The sequence below is a fragment of the Mucilaginibacter sp. 320_HR genome, assembly GCF_059691875.1.
In genome coordinates this window covers 1,201,339-1,220,895 of sequence record NZ_JCAWAI010000001.1, presented here as the reverse complement: position 1 = coordinate 1,220,895, position 19,557 = coordinate 1,201,339, and the positions used below count along the sequence as shown (strand labels likewise).

The following is a 19,557-nucleotide window of genomic DNA, read 5'->3' as shown; positions in this document are numbered from 1 at the left end:
AAAGATTTCTGTTGTAGATCAAAGTTGCGAGTGTGTACTGTTAACTTTTATCCAAGCTTAGTTACTTGCAATGGCTTTTTCAGCTGCTACCGGCTCCGGTTTGATAACAGCACCTTCCTGCAGTTTGTCAATGCCGCTAAGTACTATCCGGTCACCTACTTTTATGCCGTCTTTAACCAAATAGTTGTTGCCGCTTTTGCCTTCAATAGTGATAGGTAATTTCTTCACCTTATTGCTATCTGCAACTGCCCAAACAAATACTTTGTCCTGCATTTCCACAGTAGCCGACTCAGGTACTATTAGTGCATTGGTGTGCTGAAGGCCTAACCTAACTTTGCCGGTGTTGCCACTGCGAAGTAAACCCTGCGGATTAGCAAAACTTGCGCGAACAGTTATTGCACCAGTAGTTTTATCAAACTGACCGTCAACAACATCAATCCGGCCTTCTTTAGCGTACTCGCTATTGTCAGACAACAGCAGTGTTACAGGAGGCAGGCGCTTAAGTTTAGCTGCTATAGTTTCGCCCGGATATTGGTCTTTAAAGTTTACAAAGTCCTTCTCTCCCAGCGAGAAATAAACGTGCACATCGTGAACGTCAGACAATTGGGTTAATGCCTCAACATCCTGAGGAGCAACAAGACTGCCCTGCTTTTTAATAAGACGACCAATGTAACCGCTTACAGGTGCTTTTATTAAGGTATACCCTAAGTTAATCTGCGCGGTAGATACATTTGCTCTTGCAGATTCAATGTTTGCCTTTGCTACCTGGTAAGCAGCTTTAGCGGTTTTAAGCTGATAGTCGGACACTACTTTATTAGCAACAAGCGGGGTAAGTTTATCAACCTCAAGCTGTGCATTAACAGCTGCAGCTTCTGCCGCGTGCAGGCTTGCTAATGCGTTGTTTAAAGCAGCGCGGTATGGCTGTTCGTTTATCTTAAATAATGATTGCCCGGCGTGTACAAATGCACCTTCGTCAACAAATACGCGGTCTAATGTGCCGCTTACCTGTGGGCGAACTTCTACGTTAACAGTTCCTTCGATAGATGCAGGGTACTCCTGGTAAGTAGTTTGGGTACCGGCTGTAATGCTGGTAACCGGTAATGATGGCGGAGGCGGGGCCTGCGCCGTTTCTGGCTTTGGCGAACAGCTAAATAAAGCTATCGCTATAATTGCAATTAAGATACTTTTCATGATGAGTAGTTTTGATGGTGAGCTAATAGGGTCTAGTGCTGCCCGAAGGCTGTTTATATATATAGAGTCGGTTGTTTTCATTTCAGTAGTGTTGCATTTATTACAGTGTCATTTATCGGCGCTGAATAACCCGGCTAATGACATTTACTGTATTTAAATGTTACAACATCGTTAAAGTATTTAACAGTGTTAGATTTGTTGACATTAATAAGGTAATAGTCTTCATTTTGTAATACATTCAAATATTAATCACTTTTATTATCAAATTTTGATTAACACTGTTAAATAATCTAACTGCGTTAATAATTTGATAAAAAAACTTACGGAGTGATAGACCGGATAATTCCGGTTATCGCATCGCGAAGTACTTGTTTGTTTATATCGTCACCGGAGTCGCGGTTCAGCAGGTTAATAGAAACCAACCCATGTACCACCGACCAAAAGGTGTAATATTTAGTACAGATGATGTCGGAGTCGAGATCATCAATCTTCATCAGTTCACCTATAGAACTGCTTATCAAATCCCACGGTAAAGAGGCTTCTTCAAGCTTGTTCACCATTTCGCAACTACAGGTAGTTGTAATGCCAAACATTACCTGGTACAACTCTTTATTAGCGAAAGCATAGTTCCAATAGGCAAGCCACATATCTTCCAGCTGTTTAGCCGGAGAGGTGTGCTTATCTTTAGCCTCCTGTAATTCACGAGCCAGTTTCAGATAACCCATTCGGGTTAGTTCTAACAGTATAGCTTCTTTACTAGCAAAGTACTCGTAAATAATAGGTGCGGTATATTCAATCAGATCAGCAATCTTACGCATGCTGAGTGCCTGCCAACCTTCCTCCTTCACAATACGTAAAGCAGCAGTCAGGATGTTACACCTGGTCTCTTCTTTTAAACGTAATATCCTGTCTTTACTTCCCATTGCTAAAACGCCGATAACTTATTTAACAGCGTTAAGCAAATGTACAGTGATAAATCAACGAGCGTATCATTAATTTGTCATTAACAGTAATAAATTGATTATTAATTGCTTATTGTGACTTCACAAGCTACATTCCAGCTGTAACTACTGGAAAGCATAGCTTTTACAAGCTAAAATCATGATAGAACCTGGCTTTAAAACTCCGGTAAATGTTATTTACGCATGAGCGGCAGCACAATTCTGCTTACAATAAGGTGTGCTACCAGCGATAAGGCAAACGTAAAAAGTAATATCATCCCTAATTTGGTAGCAGTGTTAAAGTAGTCCAGGAACCCCGAAATACCATGGCCGCTGTATAAAAAGGCCAGCAAAAACACACAGCCGCCAGTGAGCCACAGTGTAAGATGCGAATAGAAGTACCTGCGGGTGAGCAGTGCACCGCCTTTAAAAGAGATCAGTAAAAAAACCACATGCAGTACAAACAGTAATACCGCGGCAAATACAAGAACATACAACATAACTAAATCTTAAATGATCAACAACATAAGCTGAGCGTCAAAAACGCCGCTACGTGCATAAAAAAGGCTTCAGGTTAACTAATCAGATCAACAAATTTATAAAACTCATTCGTTTTTTGCCTGTTAGTTTATCATATTATACCGTTACCATTATGCCCGACATTGCCAAGCGCTTCCCGCAAAACCCTCTGTTATCGCCTTCGCACCTGAAACCCAGCCAGCAAGGCTTACATATTGCCTGTTTGCTAAACCCGGGCGTGTTTAGATATGAAGGTAAAACATGGTTACTGGTACGGGTTGCTGAACGGCCAGAGCAAACAGAGGTGCATGTATCCTTCCCTATATTAACAGACACCGGCGAAACTAAAATTATGGAGATCGCCTTGAACGATGCCGACCTTATTGCTACTGATGTACGGGTGGTACGTTATAAAGGTGTAGATTACCTGACTACTTTATCGCACTTGCGCTTGTTATGTAGCGACGATGGCGTAAACTTTCACGAGCCGGAGGGTTATAAATACCTGTACGGATTCGGGCCACTACAAACCTTTGGAATAGAGGATTGCCGTGTAACCACTATTGAAGGAAAGTTTTACCTGACCTTTACAGCCGTTAGCGACAGTGGTGTTGGTGTAGGGATGCGGACCACCACCGACTGGAAAGCGTTTGAAAGCCACGGCATGATACTGCCACCCCATAACAAAGACGTAGCAATATTCGAAGAAAAGATAAATGGTAAGTATTACGCCTTACACCGCCCAAGCAGTGTAGATATAGGTGGTAACTACATATGGCTGGCCGAATCTCCTGATGGTGTACATTGGGGAAATCATAAATGTATTGTAAAAACTCGCGAAGGTATGTGGGACCGTGCGCGGGTAGGCGGCGGATGTTCGCCTATAAAAACGGAAAAAGGCTGGCTGGAAATCTACCATGGTGCAAACTTTGAACACCAATACTGCCTTGGTGCTTTCCTGCTTGACCTTAATGATCCATCAAAGGTAATTGCCCGTACACAGGACCCGATTATGATCCCTTCGGAGCCGTACGAACTTACCGGATTTTTCGGCCATGTGGTATTTACCAATGGCCATATTGTGGAAGATGATGGCGATACCATTACCATGTACTATGGCGCAGCAGACGAGCATGTTTGCGGAGCACATCTTTCCATAAAGGAAATATTCACCGCTTTGGGTGTATAGCAAAAATCAAACAATTTTATAGCATGTGTGGTTAGCTATCTGAAACAAGAATAAATCACAATTATTATGAAAGGAATTTCTCCATGGGCTACCGTGGCCAGCAATATCTTTTCCGATACCAATTTAACTTTTATAGATACTAAGGCTTACGGGGAAACAGAATTTAGCATTTATTGCTCTACCGACTCGCTATGGTGTATTGCTACCTGGCCTAAAGGCGGCAAGATCGCTTTCCGCATGGCCTATGCACCTGATGGTGGAATTGAACTACGGGACAGCAAAGTTGATGGCAGTACTATTACTTATCACTTAAACTCGCTGATAGGCAGTTATAAAGTAACGGTGTCCTTCCCTACCCTGGCAACCGGTGGGGTCTTACACTATCAAACCAAACTTACACCAAAAACCGATTTGCTTATCCCCTACTGGCCAAGGGACATTGTTATTCCCGGTAAAGACGGCAAGCCTGAAAACACAGCTGGAAAAATACACATGAGCCAGGAAGGTACCCGTTCCGGCATGGTGTTCTTTAGCATGACGAAGCCAAAGGCAGGTTCGGTACTTTACCTACAAAATCTTACAGCGCTGGCAGATTACTGCCAGCAAACTGAAACATCTGCAGGCAACGTTGTTGGCGGCAACTGGCCCGAACTGGGTTTTGCGTTACCCCCCAGTACTGATAAGCAGCTTGCCAAGGGCAAAGAGGTTATATTATCCGACGCGTTTATAGCATTTAATCCTGATGTACCCGATGACGAGCCTGCTATGGTACGCTTGTTTTTGGACACACTTGCATTGGTGTATCTGCAATTACCAAAGCCGGGTACAGAATACCATAACTGGCCGGAAATACTGGACTTTGGCTTACGCGATCTGCTGCACAGCCCGGGATGTTGGTCGCAGGCTGACGGTCACCACTACTTTAACGCTTACGTAAGCGACTACACCACTCCGCCCGAAATAATGGTTCAGCTTGCCGTGTTGTTGCCGTTAATGGATTACGTAGAGTGGAGCGGTAAAACACTGGATGCAATAAAGGTAATCAAAGACGGCTTGCCTGCTTTTTATGACGATAAGCTTAAAACCATAATGAGGTGGCTGCCTGCCAACGTAGATCAGCTGGAAGGTGAAGAAGAGCAGAAAAAGCCTTTGGTGATGGATTCGTGGTACCTACATCACCCGCTTTTAAACCTTTCGCGGCTAGCGCTGACGGGTGACAAGGAAGCCGAACGCCTGTTTATGGGTTCAATAGATTATGCTATTAAGGTTGCTCACCATTTTAAATACCAGTGGCCGGTGTTTTACAAGATGGACACGCTGGAAGTATTAAAACCTGAAACCGAACCCGGCAAGGGCGGCGAAAAAGATGTACCGGGGCTTTATTGCCATGTGATGTTGCAGGCTTATGAACTAACTAAAGATAAAAATTACTTAAAAGAGGCCGAAACTGCCGTTAAAAAACTCCAGGGTCTTGGTTTCGAACTGTTCTACCAGGCCAACAATACCTCTTTTGGTGCCGGTGCCCTGCTTCGCTTATATAAAATAACAAAGGACAAAACATACCTCGACCTCAGTTACTTGTGCATTGCCAATGTATTACGCAACGTACAGCTATGGGATTGCAGTTACGGCAACGGCAAGTTCTTTTCATCGTTCTTTGCCATGTTCCCGTTACAAAATGCGCCATACACTGCGGTTTACGAAGAACAGGAGGTTTTCTGCGCTTTACATGATTTTCTCCGGCACGCCGAAGACGTGGAAGAACTATTACCTTCTATAAGACTCCTACTTGCAGAATACATTCGCTACCTGGTATCGCGGGCGGTGTATTATTATCCGCCAATGTTGCCCAAAGAGGTGCTTGCAGACAAGCCCAAAATAGGCGAACTGGCGCCTCACCTATGGATAGCGCTGGAGGATATGCAGGATGGATGGGAGAAATGCGGGCAGGTGGGCCAGGAGGTTTATGGTGCAGGTAATGCTTTCGGCATATTACCAAGGCATTACATAAGAGTGAAGGATGAAGATTTTATGATCTGTGTAGACTATCCTACTTCCGGTTTCTCGCCTGTTAAAAAGAACCCTGTTTCATTTACGGTTCTTGGTGATGAGCGGCTTACCTGCAGATTGATGATCATCAAAGGCGAAAAGAAGCTCCCTAAGTTAAGTGTCACCATCAAAGGTAAGAACCACGCGTTTGAAGGTAAACCAACTAAAGACGGCAACATAGAGTACCAAATACCGGGGAATACATCCTTAAAGATCTCCTGGTAGTAATTGCGTTATCAATTAACCTGCTCTGCATCAACAAGAGCAGGATTTTTTTTAATCCTTTGCGTAACCGAATGGTTTCATTAAATTTGAAACCATTCGGTTACGATATGAGAAGAGATGTTTTCCAGGCAATTGCCGACCCTACCCGGCGCGAGATTATAAATATGCTTGCAAACCAGCAACTTAACCTGAATGCTGTAGCAGAAAATTTTGATATCAGCAGGCCTGCTGTATCTAAGCATATCCGAATACTGACCGAATGCGGGCTTATCACCATTCAGCAGCAAGGCCGTGAACGCTATTGTAAAGCCAATCTAAAAAAATTGAAGCAGGTGGCTGACTGGGCCGGGCAGTATCGTAGCTTTTGGAACAGCAAACTTGACGCTCTTGAGAACTTTCTTAACGAAGAACAAACCAATAACCTATAACATGGAAACACAACCGTTAATTGTAGAACGCACCTTAGCTGCACCGATAAGCAAGGTATGGCAGGCACTTACCGATAATGAAAAAATGAAGAAGTGGTACTTTCAACTGGAAAACTTTGAGGCCCGTGTTGGTTTTGAGTTTGAGTTTGTGGGCCAGGGCCACAAGGGCGAAAAGTATTTACACAAGTGCAGGGTTACAGCAGTTGAGTTCGAGAAGAAGCTGAGTTATACCTGGGCATATGAAAATTATCCCGGTAATAGCGAGGTGAGCTTTGAGTTGTTTGCGGAGGGCGATAGCACGCTGGTGCGCATTACGCATACAGGTTTAGAAACTATGCCAGACAGCCCTGACTTTGCAATTTCAAGCTTTACTGAAGGTTGGACATACATTTTAGGAACAAGCCTGAAGAAATTTGTAGAAGAAGTTTAACTTGATTAGAAACAAAAAAGGCCCGCGCATTAAGCGCGGGCCTTTTTATATTTAATTAGTCGGCTAATTAGAACGGCCTTGTTGGCGGAGTTGACGGCGCTGTAGGGCTGCTCGGAGTAGTCGGACTCATTGGTGTTGTAGGTGTAGTCGGGCTAGTTGGTGAAGTTGGACTTGTAGGCAACGTCGGACTAGTAGGACTTGTTGGCGATGTTGGTGTCATCGGCCTGGTTGGTGTTGTTGGATTAGTAGGTGTTGTTGGATAGCTCGGGTTAGTAGGATTTGTCGGGCTATTCGGTATTGTTGGCGATGTTGGTGTAGTTGGCACCGGCGTACTTGGCATTGTAGGGCTTGTTGGAGACGTAGGCGTGGTTGGAGTAGTTGTACGCGTACGTTGTCTTGGTTTAACAGATGTATCACGTCTTGTTTGGGCTTCGGCTGCAGTTGCAAATGCTAATGCGAATACTGCTGCTACAATTATCTTTTTCATAATAGATGTGTTTTGGTGAATATTTATTAACTATAGGTATAAATACTGTGCCAAAAAACCACATCAATAAACTTATAATAAATTAAACACAAAGCGCCCGAACAAAGTCCAGGCGCTTCTTAGTTTTAAGTACGGCAATAATTTCTTACAGTGTAACTATAATTTCACCGTTAAAGGTTTGCCTTTATACACTACACTTTTTTCGTAAGTACGGGTTTCCCCGGCGTCTGAACCATGCGCACCCTTCACCATTACTATGTTAAAAGTATGCTGCTTAAGCATTCCCGAATAACTGCCGTTGGTAGCCGATATCCTTAACTGACGAAGCTTATCATTCCAGTTTAATGTAAAGGTAGCCCTGGCACCTTTTTCATAATTGTAATTTTCATTCTCGTCCTCGTACATCTTAAACTGGCCGTTCGCGCCAGGGTAAATACGCAGTTCAATTTTATCTGCAGGCTTCTCCGTCGCGTATTCCATAACCGGGCCCATCGGGATTATTGATCCTGCCCTTACATACAATGGCATGGTTGCCATAGGTACGTCAACGGTAAGTTTCTTGCCACCGTTAAGCACCTCTCCTGTCCAGAAATTGTACCAGCTGGCTCCAGCAGGCAGGTATACGTCACGCGTTTTTGCTTTTCCTGCCGCTCCTGTACCTGTATATAGCTGAGACGTTACCGGGTTCACCAGGAAAGCCGGGCCAAACATATATTGGTCTGGTATGCTGTACACGTTTGCATCCTTTTGAAAATCAAATGCCAGTGAACGCATCATGGTGTAGTTCTCCGTGTTCACCCTGCCGGCAAGAGAATAAATGTAAGGAAGCAAGCGGTAGCGCAGTTTATCGTATTTTAAAAGTATAGCACGTGTGTCTTCGTCCCAGTTCTTAGAGAAGATAGCGCGCTCGCCTTTGCCATGGATGCGGAAGATAGGTGAAAAAGCTCCAAACTGGAACCAACGGGTAAACAACTCGCGAAACTCTGGTTTTGACCAATCTGGCGCTGTCCAATGCCAATGGTAGCCACCAATGTCCGATGTCCAATACGGTATGCCCGATGCACAGGCGTTAATACCCTGCGGCACCTGGTTCTTCAAATTAGCAAAGGTACACTCAATATCTGACGACCACAGTGTAGAGGCATTGCGCTGTTCTCCGGCAAACGATTGCCTAACCAGGAAGAACGCCCTTTTACCGGGTATATCCCTGCGCCACCCCTCGTAAACACCTTTTGTATGCTGTAATGAGTAAGTGTTAAAGTAGTCAATGCCTTTGCCCGTGTAAAAGTTTGCTTTACGTCTCTCATCAAGCAAAGCGCCATTATCTGGTTCACACTGGTCAATCCACCATGCATCCCAGCCATAACGCTTAACAAGGCTGTCACGTGCCTGCTGCCAGTACAGTTCACGTGCTTTTGGATTATGCGCATCGTAGTAGGTATCAAAGGTATGTGTCACCACGTTGTCCCAGGTAATGCTGGTGAGTCCGCCTATCTTTTCCAACGCATCATAATTAGGTGTGCCCTTACCAAACACCGGCCAGATGGAGATCATGGCGTGCAAATTGGCTTTATGTAAAGAATCTACCAGCTGCTTTGGGTGTGGATAACGCTCCGGTTTCATTATGTGCGAGCCAATTGGCAATGGGTCCCAATAGTACCAATCCTGCACCAGTACATCTACCGGGATATGGTTTTTACGATAGTTATCTTTAACCGTTAGTATCTCCGCCTCGCTGAGGTACCTGTCCTGAGATTGAAATAAACCGTACGCCCATTTACCAAACATTGGGGCGCGACCGGTTGCCGTACGATAAAGATCGATAATGGTGTCGAATGAAGGGCCGTAAAAAAAGTAATAATTTACCTCTTTACCGCTTTCCGATACATATTTATACTGCGTGTTATTCGCTTCTGCCCCGTAGAAATTCGATGCCGAGTAATTATCCCACATCAGCCCGTACCCCTTAGTAGAAAGCATAACAGGGATAGCACCTGTAAGATATTTTATTGCCATATCCTGGTTGCGCCCCTTGTAGTTTATAGACAGGGAGTCCAGCGGGTGGCAACCCATTCCAAATAATGCCTCATCCGCCGGTGAGGTAAACTGGCTGGTACAGTTGTATGTGTTAATGCCTGCAATAGTTGCAGCGGCCATGCTCTTGTTGGTACCGGCTTCGGCGGCTATTACATTTCCTGCAGCATTGCAATAGGTTATGGCATTTGTAGTTTTATCAACCTTAATTTTGAGCCTGCTTGTACTAATAACAACCTGGTTGCCCATATCTGTGCTAGTAAATGCTCCGGGCTGATCCCATTTGTTATTCACCACCAGCGACTCCTTGTTTTCAAAGGCGTTCAGGATAGTATACTTCACCTGCACAATGTCGGCTTTGCAGATGTTAAGCTGCATTAACCCTTTGTCGAGTTTAAAGGTTATCCCTTTTGAAGTTTTTGTGTAAGAGAGCACTTTGGCCTTGCTCATAGCGGCCGTAAAAATGCAAAGGAGAAGGATAAAGGCTGTCTTTATCCCCCGGGCATGTAAACGCATAATTTAGTCTGTTTATAATTTCGTCTAAAGTTAAAAACCGCCGTTGTGGGACTAATGTGTCAAATGTACATTTTTATAAAAATAATGTTAACTATGTGTATTTAGCCGTAACTTTTACCGGCATTTTCTTGCCCCTCGTTATTGTTATGAGAAAAACGTTTACTCTTGTTCTTGTTGTTATTACTACAGCCTTCGCGCACGCGCAGGTTAAAATAACGTCCCTTTTGTGCGAAAACCGCGCTAATCCTATTGGCCTTGATAATACTGCTCCCCGATTCACCTGGGAGCTGGCGTCAGATAAACGGAACGTTACGCAAACTGCCTACCAGATACGGGTAAGCACGCATCCAAATTTTAGTAAAGCCGTTTGGAACTCCGGCAAGATCACCTCAGATTCATCTGTGCACGTTGCCTACAAAGGCAAGCCGCTAATGTCTCATACAAAGTATTACTGGCAGGTACGGGTGTGGGATAATCAAAAAAAAGCATCAGCCTGGAGCACCCCTGCTTATTGGATAACCGCGCTATTTAATAATAATGAATGGAAAGCTAAATGGATAGGTCCGGGTTTTAAAGAAGATACGTTAAGGGCTTCACCTATATTTAGAAAAACCTTTAACTCCAACAAAAAGGTGAGCTCGGCAATTGCCTTTATAACTGCACATGGGTTGTATGAAGCGCAGATCAATGGCAAGCGGGTTGGTGACGCTTACCTAACCCCGGGCTGGACTACCTACAACAAAAGATTGCAATACCAGGCTTATGACGTAACTAATATGCTGAACGAAGGAAACAATGTAATTGGCGTTACTTTGGGCAGTGGTTGGTACAGGGGAATAATTGGCTTTACTAATCACCTGAACATCTACGGGAAAGATATCGCTTTGCTGATGCAGCTGCACATTACCTATACTGATGGCTCGACAGAAATGGTAGTAAGCGACGAAAGCTGGAAATCATCTACAGGTGAGATTACTTATGCAGAAATTTACAACGGTGAGACCATAGATGCGCGAAAAGTAAAGAAAGGATGGACCACCGGCGGCTATCTGGATGCTGCCTGGAGCGGCGTGCAGGTGATGGATTTTGGTGTGAGCAACCTGCTGGCTACTTACAATGAGCCTGTACGTAAGCACGAGGTGTTTAAACCTGTCCGGGTCATAAAAACCAAAAAGAATGAGCACCTGGTTGATTTCGGACAGAACTTGGTGGGCTGGGTAAAAATTAAATTACATGGCAAAAAAGGGCAAACAGTAACCATATCTCATGCCGAAGTACTGGATAAAGATGGTGACTTCTACACTGAGAACCTGCGCTCGGCCAAAGCACAGGACACCTATATACTGAGCGGGCAGGGTGTAGAGGTATTCGAGCCGCATTTTACCTTTCATGGCTTCCAATACATAAAAGTAGAAGGCTATAATGGCGAACTTAACCCCGACGATTTTGAGGCAATCGCTCTGTACTCTGATATGCCTGCAACAGGAACGTTCACATCATCAAACGCGCTCATAAACCAATTACAGCATAACATCCAGTGGGGGCAAAAAGGCAATTTCCTGGATGTGCCTACTGACTGCCCGCAACGGGACGAGCGCCTTGGCTGGACAGGTGATGCCCAGGTATTTTCACGCACAGCATCGTTCAACATGAACGTGGACAACTTCTTTTCAAAATGGCTGAAGGATGTTGCCGCCGAGCAGGACAGCAAGGGCTCTGTGCCTTATGTAATTCCAAACGTACTAGGTGCTGGTGCTACCGGCAGCGCGGGATGGGGAGAAGCTGCTACCGTGGTTCCCTGGAATATGTATGTAGCCTACGGCGATAAACGCATCCTTAAAGATCAATATGCCAGTATGAAGGCTTGGGTAGATTACATGAAGAACCAGGCTAAGGACGACCTATGGAACACCGGCTCGCACTTTGGCGACTGGCTGTTCTACAGCCTGAATGACGATACCGATGGCTCTTCTGCAGTAACAGATAAATACCTGATAGCACAATGTTTTTACGCGTATTCCACGCAACTGCTTATTAACGCCGCACAGGTACTGGGCAAACAAGAAGACTACGAAAGCTATGGCAAGCTACTAAAGCGCGTTAAAGACGCTTTTGTAAAAGAGTACATTACCGCCAATGGTCGTATGGTATCGGGTACGCAAACAGCGTACGTGCTGGCACTGAATTTTGATATGCTGCCCGAAGAAATGCGCCCCCAGGCGGCTAAAAGGCTGGTGGACAATGTAAAGGCCTACGACAACCACTTAACTACCGGTTTCCTGGGTACGCCATACTTATGCCATGTACTAAGCAGGTTTGGCTATACCAGCGTAGCTTACCGCCTGCTGCTGCAGGATACCTATCCGTCATGGCTTTACCCTGTTAAGATGGGCGCCACAACCATCTGGGAAAGGTGGGATGGCATTAAGCCGGATAAAAGTTTTGAAACGCCAAGCATGAACTCTTTTAACCATTACTCCTACGGTGCAATTGGCGACTGGATGTACCGGGTAATGGTTGGACTGGACACATATAACGACGGACCAGGTTACCGGCATATAAAAATTATGCCTTACCCGGGCGGCGGCTTTATCAGCGCGAGCGCCAGTTTACAAACCTACTATGGAAAAGTAAGTTCCGGGTGGAAGATTGACTCGGGTACGCTGAGCCTTGATGTGGCAATACCGGTTAATACTACAGCCTCGGTGTATATACCTGCTAAAGATGCAACGGGTATCATAGCCGACGGCAAGCCGCTGCAAAATGGCAAGTCGTTTCAGCCAACCTACGGGAAGGAAAGCTATATTATGGTAGAACTAGGATCGGGCACGTACCATTTTGAGGCACCCGTGGCGGACCGTAAGCTGGCAGCAAATTGACAAGCTCCTGCTATAACCTTGCGCTGAATGATAAACCCACCATGCCGTTGCCAACTTGTGGCATAATTAGCGTGGTGCTTTTTGATTTATCGTCATGGAACAGCTTGTTTCTGAATAGCGGATAAAGGAAGTAAGCAGCCTTTGTGGACAGTATACCAAAACCGGCACCGGCTACGATATCGCTAAACCAGTGTTTGTGGTTGTATACACGCAGGATAGCCGTAGCGGAGGCAAACGTATAAGCGGTAATACCGTACCATGGAGATTTCTCTGCAAATTCCTGCGCCATAAACTCGGCTGCCACAAAGGCGCTGCCGGCGTGCCCGGACGGGAATGAAAGCCTGTCTGACCCATTCGGACGCAAACGGTCCGAGGAGCTTTTCAGGCCGAAAGTTGTTAAAGCAAATATCCCTTCAGACATGCCGAGTAATATTGACCTGTCTATAAAAGTATTCTTACCCTGTACACCTGCAAAGTTCAATCCGTAAGTAAGCACAATTGGCGCATACTGAAGAAAGTTTTCTACCGGGTACAATTTCCCCGGGTGATCCAGCTCCGCGTCACGATCAATACTGAAGTCGAGGTTACGTATTGGCTTCACGTAAAATGACAGCGCGCCGTAAGTAACAAACACGGCCGGCGGAATGTATGATTGCCAGGTGCTCTCCAGGTGGCGCACCGTATCCGGCAGTGCCGTTATCTTAGATGAATCGAGTTTGGCTGTATCTCTCTTTAGGGTGTCGGTAACCTGCGCGTTTACCGTTATCGAAATAAAACTTAGTAGTATTAATAGTATCCTTTTCAAAATATCTCCAGTTTACAAATTATTAACAGTACGATAATACAATTTTTTTGTTTGTCCCAATTGCTATTTAAAACCATTCTTGTTCAACAGCTTAGAGGCATTGGTTGTGCCTTTGCTTAAACCACAAGGCCGCTTTAACGCAATGAGAACGCACTTTCTTGCGTTTAAAAAGAAATAATACTAAACATTTCTTTACTGGTAAAGTTATTTACCCGGAGAGCAATCAAACCAACTATGCAGAAAACTATACTTATTTGTTAACCCTTTTAAATAAAACAGTAAATAAGCATTAGTATGAAAAGATCCATTGTAATGGCGTCAGCCTTATTCGTTTTAAGTTTAACGGCAAGCCAGGTATTTGCACAAACCACACAAGACACCACCAAGAAAACCACCACTACTACTACAACCACCACCACTACAGAAGGTGCGAGTGACGTAGTTGGCGCGCTTGCAAGTAATGCTGATTACAGTACAGCGCTGTCGCTGGTAAAAGCCGCAAAACTGGACTCCGTGCTTAAAGTAGGCGGCCCGTACACCATATTTGCACCTAATAATATCGCCTTCAGCAATTTGCCTGCAGGTAAGCTGGATAGTTTAGGTAAAGACCCTGCAAAACTTGCCACCCTGCTAAAGGGCCACGTAGTTACAGGTAAATACAGTAAAGCAGATATTATTAAAGCATTAACCGCCGGCAAGGGTAAGTTTACGCTCACTACGTTAGACGGGCAGCCGCTCACACTTTCACTTGCCGGCAGCAAACTGCAGCTTACCAACGCAGCTGGCAGTTCGGCCCAGGTAACCCTGTTTGACCTTATAGGCGCCAACGGCGTGGTAAACGGCCTTAACGGTATATTAATGCCGAAAGCCAAATAAAACCTTTTCTTTTAATTTCTGAAAATAGCGGTGGGTGTTAAACTCATCGCTATTTTTATGCTTTATCATTTCTTATGCCCGAAACTGAAGCTTTATATTGGATAGAACACCTAAACATGCAATCTCATCCCGAAGGAGGCTTTTATAAAGAAGTATTTCGCTCCCGGGAACAAGTTAACCGTATAGGGTCAACAGAAGTAAGACGGGCGTGTACTTCTATTTACTATCTTTTAGAAGGTGCGGACTTTTCAGGCTTTCACCATATCCAGTCCGATGAGGTCTGGTATTTCCACAAAGGTGTTCCCCTGGTAGTTCATGTGCTAACAGAAGATGGACGGCACCTACCAATGGAGCTATCCGATCTTCCGTCAGGGAACCTCTCGCTTGTTGTGCCCGCCGGGCGTTGGTTTGCCGCAGAAATACCATCAAAAACAGCTTATACATTAGTAAGCTGCGCCGTAGCGCCCGGATTTGAATTTAGCGAATTTGAAATGGCTGATAAAGCAACCATGCTGGCAACCTATCCCAATCATAGCGCTTTACTAAACCAACTTTGCCGTTAGTCCACGCGCATTTGTTGCTGCACATTTGCACTTCAAATGTTTATGATTAATTTGCCCCAATAAATCTATCTATAGTAACATTCATGAAAAGAAGGCAGTTTTTAAGTAACACAGCCATTGTAGGCGCAGGTGTTTTAACAAGTAAGTTTTCGTTTGCAGCAGCTCCGTTCCCTGTTGTGAGAGAAGCTGCGTCTAAACGCAACTTTACCAGCAAGTCGGTAGAACTGGCAATTTCCGAATTCTCCGCCAAGGTGAAAAATCCTGAACTGGCGTGGTTGTTTAACAACTGCTTCCCAAATACCCTGGATACTACCGTTACCTATAAAATGAACAATGGCCGGCCGGATACTTATGTTATCACCGGCGATATTGATGCGATGTGGCTGCGTGACAGTACCGCGCAGGTTTGGCCATACATAACTTTTATAAATAAAGACCCGGAATTAAAACAGTTGGTGGCAGGTGTAATTAACCGCCAGACAACCTGCATACTGCGCGACCCTTACGCCAACGCTTTTTATGACGACCCTAACAAAACAGGTGAGTGGAAGGACGATGTTACCGATATGAAACCAGGCCTTCATGAGCGCAAATGGGAGATTGATTCCCTCTGCTACCCTATTCGCCTGGCTTATCGCTACTGGAAGCTTACCGGCGATACTGCACCTTTTGACGCCAAATGGAAGAGCGCTATCCAAAGCACATTAAAAACTTTCAAAGAGCAGCAACGCAAAACCAACGATGGCCCCTACTCTTTTCAGCGAAAGACCTCATGGGCTACTGATGGTGTTCCAATGAATGGGTTTGGTTATCCTGTTAAGCCGGTTGGCCTTATTTGCTCATCATTCCGCCCGAGCGATGATGCTACCGTATACTCCTTCCTGGTACCATCAAACTTTTTTGCGGTTAGCAGCCTGAAGCAGGCATCTGAAATGGTAAAAACCATTCATAAAGATGCAGCCCTTGCTACACAATTATGGAACCTTGCTGCCGAAGTAAGTGCCGCGTTGCAAAAACATGCCATTATAAACCACCCTGAATACGGCCGTATATACGCCTACGAAGTAAACGGCTTTGGCAGCTTTAACCTTATGGATGATGCAAACGTACCCAGCTTGCTGGCAATGCCGTATCTCGGATCCGTAAAGAACACCGACCCGGTATATTTAAATACCCGTAAAATGCTGTTGTCGCTTAATAACCCTTTCTTCTTTAAGGGCAAGGCCGGCGAAGGTATTGGTGGCCCGCACGCGGGTAAAGATATGATATGGCCGATAAGCATTACCGTACGTGCATTAACCAGCACCAGCGATGCAGAGATTAAAGAATGTATAGAGTTGCTGCGTAAAACACATGCCGGAACCGGCTTTATGCATGAGTCGTTCCATAAAGACGACGCGAGCAAATTTACCCGCAAGTGGTTTGCCTGGGCCAATACGCTGTTTGGCGAATTGCTGTGGGAAACCTACAAAACCAAACCGGCGCTTTTAACATAAGGTGATAAGAAGAAATGAAAGAAAGCCGCTCCTCATGGAGCGGCTTTCTTTATGTTAGGCGTTACCGTACAACCAAAAAATCAAGCCCGATATAACGAGGGCTGCTATTATCAGCGTTATCATTGTATCCAGAAAAAGGCGCAACGTTTTCTTAGGCTGAGTTTCCCGCCGGTTTATAACAGGTAACACTTTGTACTTTATTACAAACAGTAGTAGTAAAGTTATTATGCTGATGAGGTAAAAATATTGCCGGAAATGTATAGAGCGGAACAGATCGTCCATAATAAAAATATGTTGCTGCTTTTTTTAACGTTTTGAGGCTACGTTTGTGTGTTCTAAGAAAACTCATGGAGCAGTTACTACCTAAACTAAGCTTTTTTTGATTTTTATAGTTTATTTAAACACAACGGCATAGGGTTTGTTACCTTATATGAAATCATCTACTAAAAAGTAACAGATATGAAAGATCAAGCAAAAATTATAGCAGCACTTTTAGTGGGTGCTGCGGCAGGTGCCGCTTTAGGCTTATTGTTGGCGCCAGAAAAAGGCGAAGAGTTAAGAGGCGACATCGCTGATTACGTTAACGACCTTATTGACGGTGCTAAAACAAAAGCGCAATCAACTGCAGACAACGTTAAAGAGTACAGCAGCACAGTTGTTGATTCTGTAAAGAATAAATACAACAGCCTGGTTGGCGAAGCTGGTAACGCTATTGACAGCGTACAGGGCAAAGCAGAAGATGCTGTAGCCGGTGCTAAAGAAAATGCAACTAACAAAGCAAAATCAACAGCTAACGACTGGAACAATTCTATCCAAAACGCTTAAGCTGATAGCTATACATAAAAAAGCCGCTCTATTTAGAGCGGCTTTTTTTATGTGCTGAATTTTACTTTTTAACCGACCACGTGTTATCGGCAGTGTTTGCGTCAACAAAGATGCCGGTATCAAGCTTTACCGATTTCAAGCTTTTGCCAGTGACAGCTTTAAAGGTAACCAATGTTTGTTTTTGGTTGGCCTCCCAAACTGCTGATGTCTGGTGGATTGTTTTGGTGCTGCCGTCAGTAAAAGTAAGTACCACATCAAACGGGATAGCAAAACCACCCGGATTGGTAACCGTTAGCGTATACCCATCTTTACCTGTTACGCCGCTTGCAATGGCAACATCGTTATAGTAGTTGGTAAAGAACCAGTTATTAAAAAACCAATTAAGGTTACGGCCTGAGATGTTGCTCATAGAGTTGAAGTAATCCCATGGGATTGGGTGCTTGCCGTGCCAGCGGTCCATGTAGCCGTGCAATGCTTTCTTAAACAAATCATCGCCAAGCATATCTTTTAACGCCAGGTAACTTAATGATGGTTTGCCATAAGCATTATTGCCGTAACCGGCTATTTGCTCGTTAGATGGCGTAATAACCGGAAGGTCTTCGGCAGTAGCCTTATCTCCTATCCAGCCGTTTATACGGAATTGCTTGTAGAAAGCCGACGCCTTTTCAGGGCCGTTTTCGGCAATACCGATCAAATACTCAAATGTGGTAGCCCAGCCTTCGTCCATAAATGCGTAGCGGCTTTCGTTTATACCCATGTAGAACGGGAACCAGGTGTGTGCTATCTCGTGATCCTGAACCAGTTGCGCAAAAGTAGCATCACCAAATTGGCTATCATTAACCATCATTGGGTACTCCATATCGGCAAAGCCTTTAAAGGCGGTCATCTTAGGGAAAGGGTAAGGTACGCCCGGCCAGTTGTTACTGAACCAGCCCAAGGCATTGCGGCCATATTGTACAGACTTTTTAAAATCTGTTGCTGCCAGTGGGTAAGCAGCCTGCATGCTAGAACGGCGACCGGTGTTTTTATCAACCACTACGCTGCCCGCATCCCAAATGTAGTGGTTGCTTATACCAACAGCCATATCGGTAATGTTCTCGGCCTTCCATATCCAGGTATTAGTAGCACCCTGTGCGGTAACCTTATTGGCGTTCAATTCGTCTAGCGTAGCTACATGTATGGTAGAGTCGCTGGTCATAGATGTTTGCAGGCGTTTAGCAAACTCCGGCTGTAAAACCTGTGTTGGGTTCTGTAACGTACCTGTGGCCCAAACAACAAAGTTTTTTGGTACGGTTACGCTTAAGGTATAATCATTAAAGTCGTTGTAAAATTCTTTTGAGTCTACAAAGTTCAGCCTATCCCAGCCGTTATAGTCGTCATAAACAGAAACGCGCGGGTAAAAATAAGCCAGGTAGAATGAAGTAGAATCTATCACGCCCTCACGGCCACTTTCCTTACTCAGGTCGTAGTGCCATGCAATGTTCATCGCTAATGATTCGTGCGGCATCAGCGGCTTAGGCAGGTTCACCATTTGGTTGGTAAGCGCATTAGTTTTGTTATTCCATGCCTTGTTCTGCCCACCAACTACAAAACTATCTATCTGTATACCTTCAGTAAGGTAATCAAGGCTGGCTGAACCATCACGCGGGGCACCAGGGCGGTGAATGTTCAGGATCAGTTTAAGATTGATACGTTTAAGTGTATCCGGGCTATTGTTTACGTAGGTGATCTGTTCGCTGCCTGTAACCCTGCGGTTGGGTGGCGCTACCGAAACTGATATATTGTAGCGGCCAGAGTTTTGCCAGTACTTGCTGCCCGGCTTGCCATCGGCAGAACGGGTGCCCTTTGCATACGCTTGTTTAATGTCTCTGGGCATGTAAAGGCTTTGTGCCTGTGTTTGCAGTAAGAATAAGGCGCTTAACGCTGTAAGCGCTATTTTTCTGATCATGTTAGCTAAGTTTTAGTGTGATACCTGGATGATTGAACGACAAATTTAACATTTTTGCCGAGCGTACATATGACCCTACAGGTAAACGAATTGTTACAAAAACCAATTGACATTAATTTGCTTACCACCGTTTTAATGGTGTTCTTTGTTTAAAGT

Annotated in this window: 16 protein-coding genes; 9 read left to right on the top strand and 7 right to left on the bottom strand. The window is 44.8% G+C overall.

Annotated elements, in window-relative coordinates:
* Window positions 1-57: 57 nt before the first annotated feature.
* The 3 genes from AC59GT_RS05465 to AC59GT_RS05455 all read right to left on the bottom strand — a co-directional run bounded on the left by AC59GT_RS05465 (window position 58) and on the right by AC59GT_RS05455 (window position 2,632).
* Window positions 58-1,191 carry an efflux RND transporter periplasmic adaptor subunit gene (locus AC59GT_RS05465; protein WP_117380996.1) on the bottom strand — a complete coding sequence of 378 codons (1,134 nt, stop codon included), beginning with the start codon at window positions 1,189-1,191 and terminating at the stop codon, window positions 58-60.
* Window positions 1,192-1,511: 320 nt separating this feature from the next.
* The gene (locus AC59GT_RS05460; protein WP_497236689.1) at window positions 1,512-2,114 is read right to left on the bottom strand and encodes a TetR/AcrR family transcriptional regulator; all 603 of its coding nucleotides are present in this window, start codon (window positions 2,112-2,114) and stop codon (window positions 1,512-1,514) included.
* 212 nt (window positions 2,115-2,326) lie between these two features.
* On the bottom strand, window positions 2,327-2,632 hold the full coding sequence (locus AC59GT_RS05455; RefSeq protein ID WP_497236688.1) for a hypothetical protein: 306 nt from the start codon (window positions 2,630-2,632) through the stop codon (window positions 2,327-2,329).
* Between the two features lie 152 nt (window positions 2,633-2,784).
* Between AC59GT_RS05455 and AC59GT_RS05450 the strand changes: the two genes are divergently transcribed.
* The 4 genes from AC59GT_RS05450 to AC59GT_RS05435 all read left to right on the top strand — a co-directional run bounded on the left by AC59GT_RS05450 (window position 2,785) and on the right by AC59GT_RS05435 (window position 6,972).
* Entirely contained in the window at window positions 2,785-3,840 is a 1,056-nt protein-coding gene (locus tag AC59GT_RS05450) for a glycoside hydrolase family 130 protein (protein ID WP_497236687.1), read from the top strand.
* 66 nt (window positions 3,841-3,906) lie between these two features.
* On the top strand, window positions 3,907-6,114 hold the full coding sequence (locus AC59GT_RS05445; protein WP_497236686.1) for a hypothetical protein: 2,208 nt from the start codon (window positions 3,907-3,909) through the stop codon (window positions 6,112-6,114).
* Between the two features lie 107 nt (window positions 6,115-6,221).
* A complete protein-coding gene (locus tag AC59GT_RS05440; RefSeq protein ID WP_497236685.1) occupies window positions 6,222-6,542 on the top strand; it encodes an ArsR/SmtB family transcription factor in 321 nt (106 codons plus the stop codon).
* A gap of 1 nt (window position 6,543) precedes the next feature.
* The gene (locus AC59GT_RS05435) at window positions 6,544-6,972 is read left to right on the top strand and encodes an SRPBCC family protein (protein WP_497236684.1); all 429 of its coding nucleotides are present in this window, start codon (window positions 6,544-6,546) and stop codon (window positions 6,970-6,972) included.
* 67 nt (window positions 6,973-7,039) lie between these two features.
* Here AC59GT_RS05435 and AC59GT_RS05430 read toward each other — a convergent pair whose 3' ends face one another.
* The gene (locus AC59GT_RS05430; RefSeq protein ID WP_497236683.1) at window positions 7,040-7,459 is read right to left on the bottom strand and encodes a hypothetical protein; all 420 of its coding nucleotides are present in this window, start codon (window positions 7,457-7,459) and stop codon (window positions 7,040-7,042) included.
* Between the two features lie 156 nt (window positions 7,460-7,615).
* Complete coding sequence (locus AC59GT_RS05425; RefSeq protein WP_497236682.1) at window positions 7,616-9,943, bottom strand: glycoside hydrolase family 31 protein; 2,328 nt, start codon at window positions 9,941-9,943, stop codon at window positions 7,616-7,618.
* Between the two features lie 212 nt (window positions 9,944-10,155).
* Here AC59GT_RS05425 and AC59GT_RS05420 point away from each other — a divergent pair, with 212 nt between their 5' ends.
* On the top strand, window positions 10,156-12,888 hold the full coding sequence (locus AC59GT_RS05420) for a family 78 glycoside hydrolase catalytic domain (RefSeq protein ID WP_497236681.1): 2,733 nt from the start codon (window positions 10,156-10,158) through the stop codon (window positions 12,886-12,888).
* A gap of 10 nt (window positions 12,889-12,898) precedes the next feature.
* Here the strand turns inward: AC59GT_RS05420 and AC59GT_RS05415 are convergent, their stop codons facing one another.
* A complete protein-coding gene (locus AC59GT_RS05415) occupies window positions 12,899-13,693 on the bottom strand; it encodes a phosphatase PAP2 family protein (RefSeq protein WP_497236680.1) in 795 nt (264 codons plus the stop codon).
* Window positions 13,694-13,987: 294 nt separating this feature from the next.
* Between AC59GT_RS05415 and AC59GT_RS05410 the strand changes: the two genes are divergently transcribed.
* The 4 genes from AC59GT_RS05410 to AC59GT_RS05395 all read left to right on the top strand — a co-directional run bounded on the left by AC59GT_RS05410 (window position 13,988) and on the right by AC59GT_RS05395 (window position 17,453).
* Entirely contained in the window at window positions 13,988-14,569 is a 582-nt protein-coding gene (locus AC59GT_RS05410; RefSeq protein ID WP_497236679.1) for a fasciclin domain-containing protein, read from the top strand.
* 74 nt (window positions 14,570-14,643) lie between these two features.
* A complete protein-coding gene (locus tag AC59GT_RS05405; RefSeq protein ID WP_497236678.1) occupies window positions 14,644-15,132 on the top strand; it encodes a cupin domain-containing protein in 489 nt (162 codons plus the stop codon).
* Window positions 15,133-15,215: 83 nt separating this feature from the next.
* Window positions 15,216-16,628, top strand: a complete 1,413-nt coding sequence (locus tag AC59GT_RS05400) for a glycoside hydrolase family 125 protein (RefSeq protein ID WP_497236677.1) — start codon at window positions 15,216-15,218, stop codon at window positions 16,626-16,628.
* Window positions 16,629-17,087: 459 nt separating this feature from the next.
* Entirely contained in the window at window positions 17,088-17,453 is a 366-nt protein-coding gene (locus AC59GT_RS05395; protein WP_117380982.1) for a YtxH domain-containing protein, read from the top strand.
* A gap of 61 nt (window positions 17,454-17,514) precedes the next feature.
* Here AC59GT_RS05395 and AC59GT_RS05390 read toward each other — a convergent pair whose 3' ends face one another.
* A complete protein-coding gene (locus tag AC59GT_RS05390; protein ID WP_497236676.1) occupies window positions 17,515-19,401 on the bottom strand; it encodes a M1 family metallopeptidase in 1,887 nt (628 codons plus the stop codon).
* Window positions 19,402-19,557: the final 156 nt, after the last annotated feature.

Excerpts from the sequence above, each read along its gene's own strand:
- AC59GT_RS05400 (WP_497236677.1), top strand. The coding sequence starts at position 15,216 with ATGAAAAGAAGGCAGTTTTTAAGTAACACAGCCATTGTAGGCGCAGGT.
- AC59GT_RS05455 (WP_497236688.1), bottom strand. The coding sequence starts at position 2,632 with ATGTTGTATGTTCTTGTATTTGCCGCGGTATTACTGTTTGTACTGCAT.
- AC59GT_RS05405 (WP_497236678.1), top strand. The coding sequence starts at position 14,644 with ATGCCCGAAACTGAAGCTTTATATTGGATAGAACACCTAAACATGCAA.
- AC59GT_RS05395 (WP_117380982.1), top strand. The coding sequence starts at position 17,088 with ATGAAAGATCAAGCAAAAATTATAGCAGCACTTTTAGTGGGTGCTGCG.
- AC59GT_RS05440 (WP_497236685.1), top strand. The coding sequence starts at position 6,222 with ATGAGAAGAGATGTTTTCCAGGCAATTGCCGACCCTACCCGGCGCGAG.
- AC59GT_RS05420 (WP_497236681.1), top strand. The coding sequence starts at position 10,156 with ATGAGAAAAACGTTTACTCTTGTTCTTGTTGTTATTACTACAGCCTTC.
- AC59GT_RS05460 (WP_497236689.1), bottom strand. The coding sequence starts at position 2,114 with ATGGGAAGTAAAGACAGGATATTACGTTTAAAAGAAGAGACCAGGTGT.
- AC59GT_RS05410 (WP_497236679.1), top strand. The coding sequence starts at position 13,988 with ATGAAAAGATCCATTGTAATGGCGTCAGCCTTATTCGTTTTAAGTTTA.
- AC59GT_RS05430 (WP_497236683.1), bottom strand. The coding sequence starts at position 7,459 with ATGAAAAAGATAATTGTAGCAGCAGTATTCGCATTAGCATTTGCAACT.
- AC59GT_RS05435 (WP_497236684.1), top strand. The coding sequence starts at position 6,544 with ATGGAAACACAACCGTTAATTGTAGAACGCACCTTAGCTGCACCGATA.
- AC59GT_RS05445 (WP_497236686.1), top strand. The coding sequence starts at position 3,907 with ATGAAAGGAATTTCTCCATGGGCTACCGTGGCCAGCAATATCTTTTCC.
- AC59GT_RS05465 (WP_117380996.1), bottom strand. The coding sequence starts at position 1,191 with ATGAAAAGTATCTTAATTGCAATTATAGCGATAGCTTTATTTAGCTGT.
- AC59GT_RS05450 (WP_497236687.1), top strand. The coding sequence starts at position 2,785 with ATGCCCGACATTGCCAAGCGCTTCCCGCAAAACCCTCTGTTATCGCCT.
- AC59GT_RS05425 (WP_497236682.1), bottom strand. The coding sequence starts at position 9,943 with ATGAGCAAGGCCAAAGTGCTCTCTTACACAAAAACTTCAAAAGGGATA.
- AC59GT_RS05390 (WP_497236676.1), bottom strand. The coding sequence starts at position 19,401 with ATGATCAGAAAAATAGCGCTTACAGCGTTAAGCGCCTTATTCTTACTG.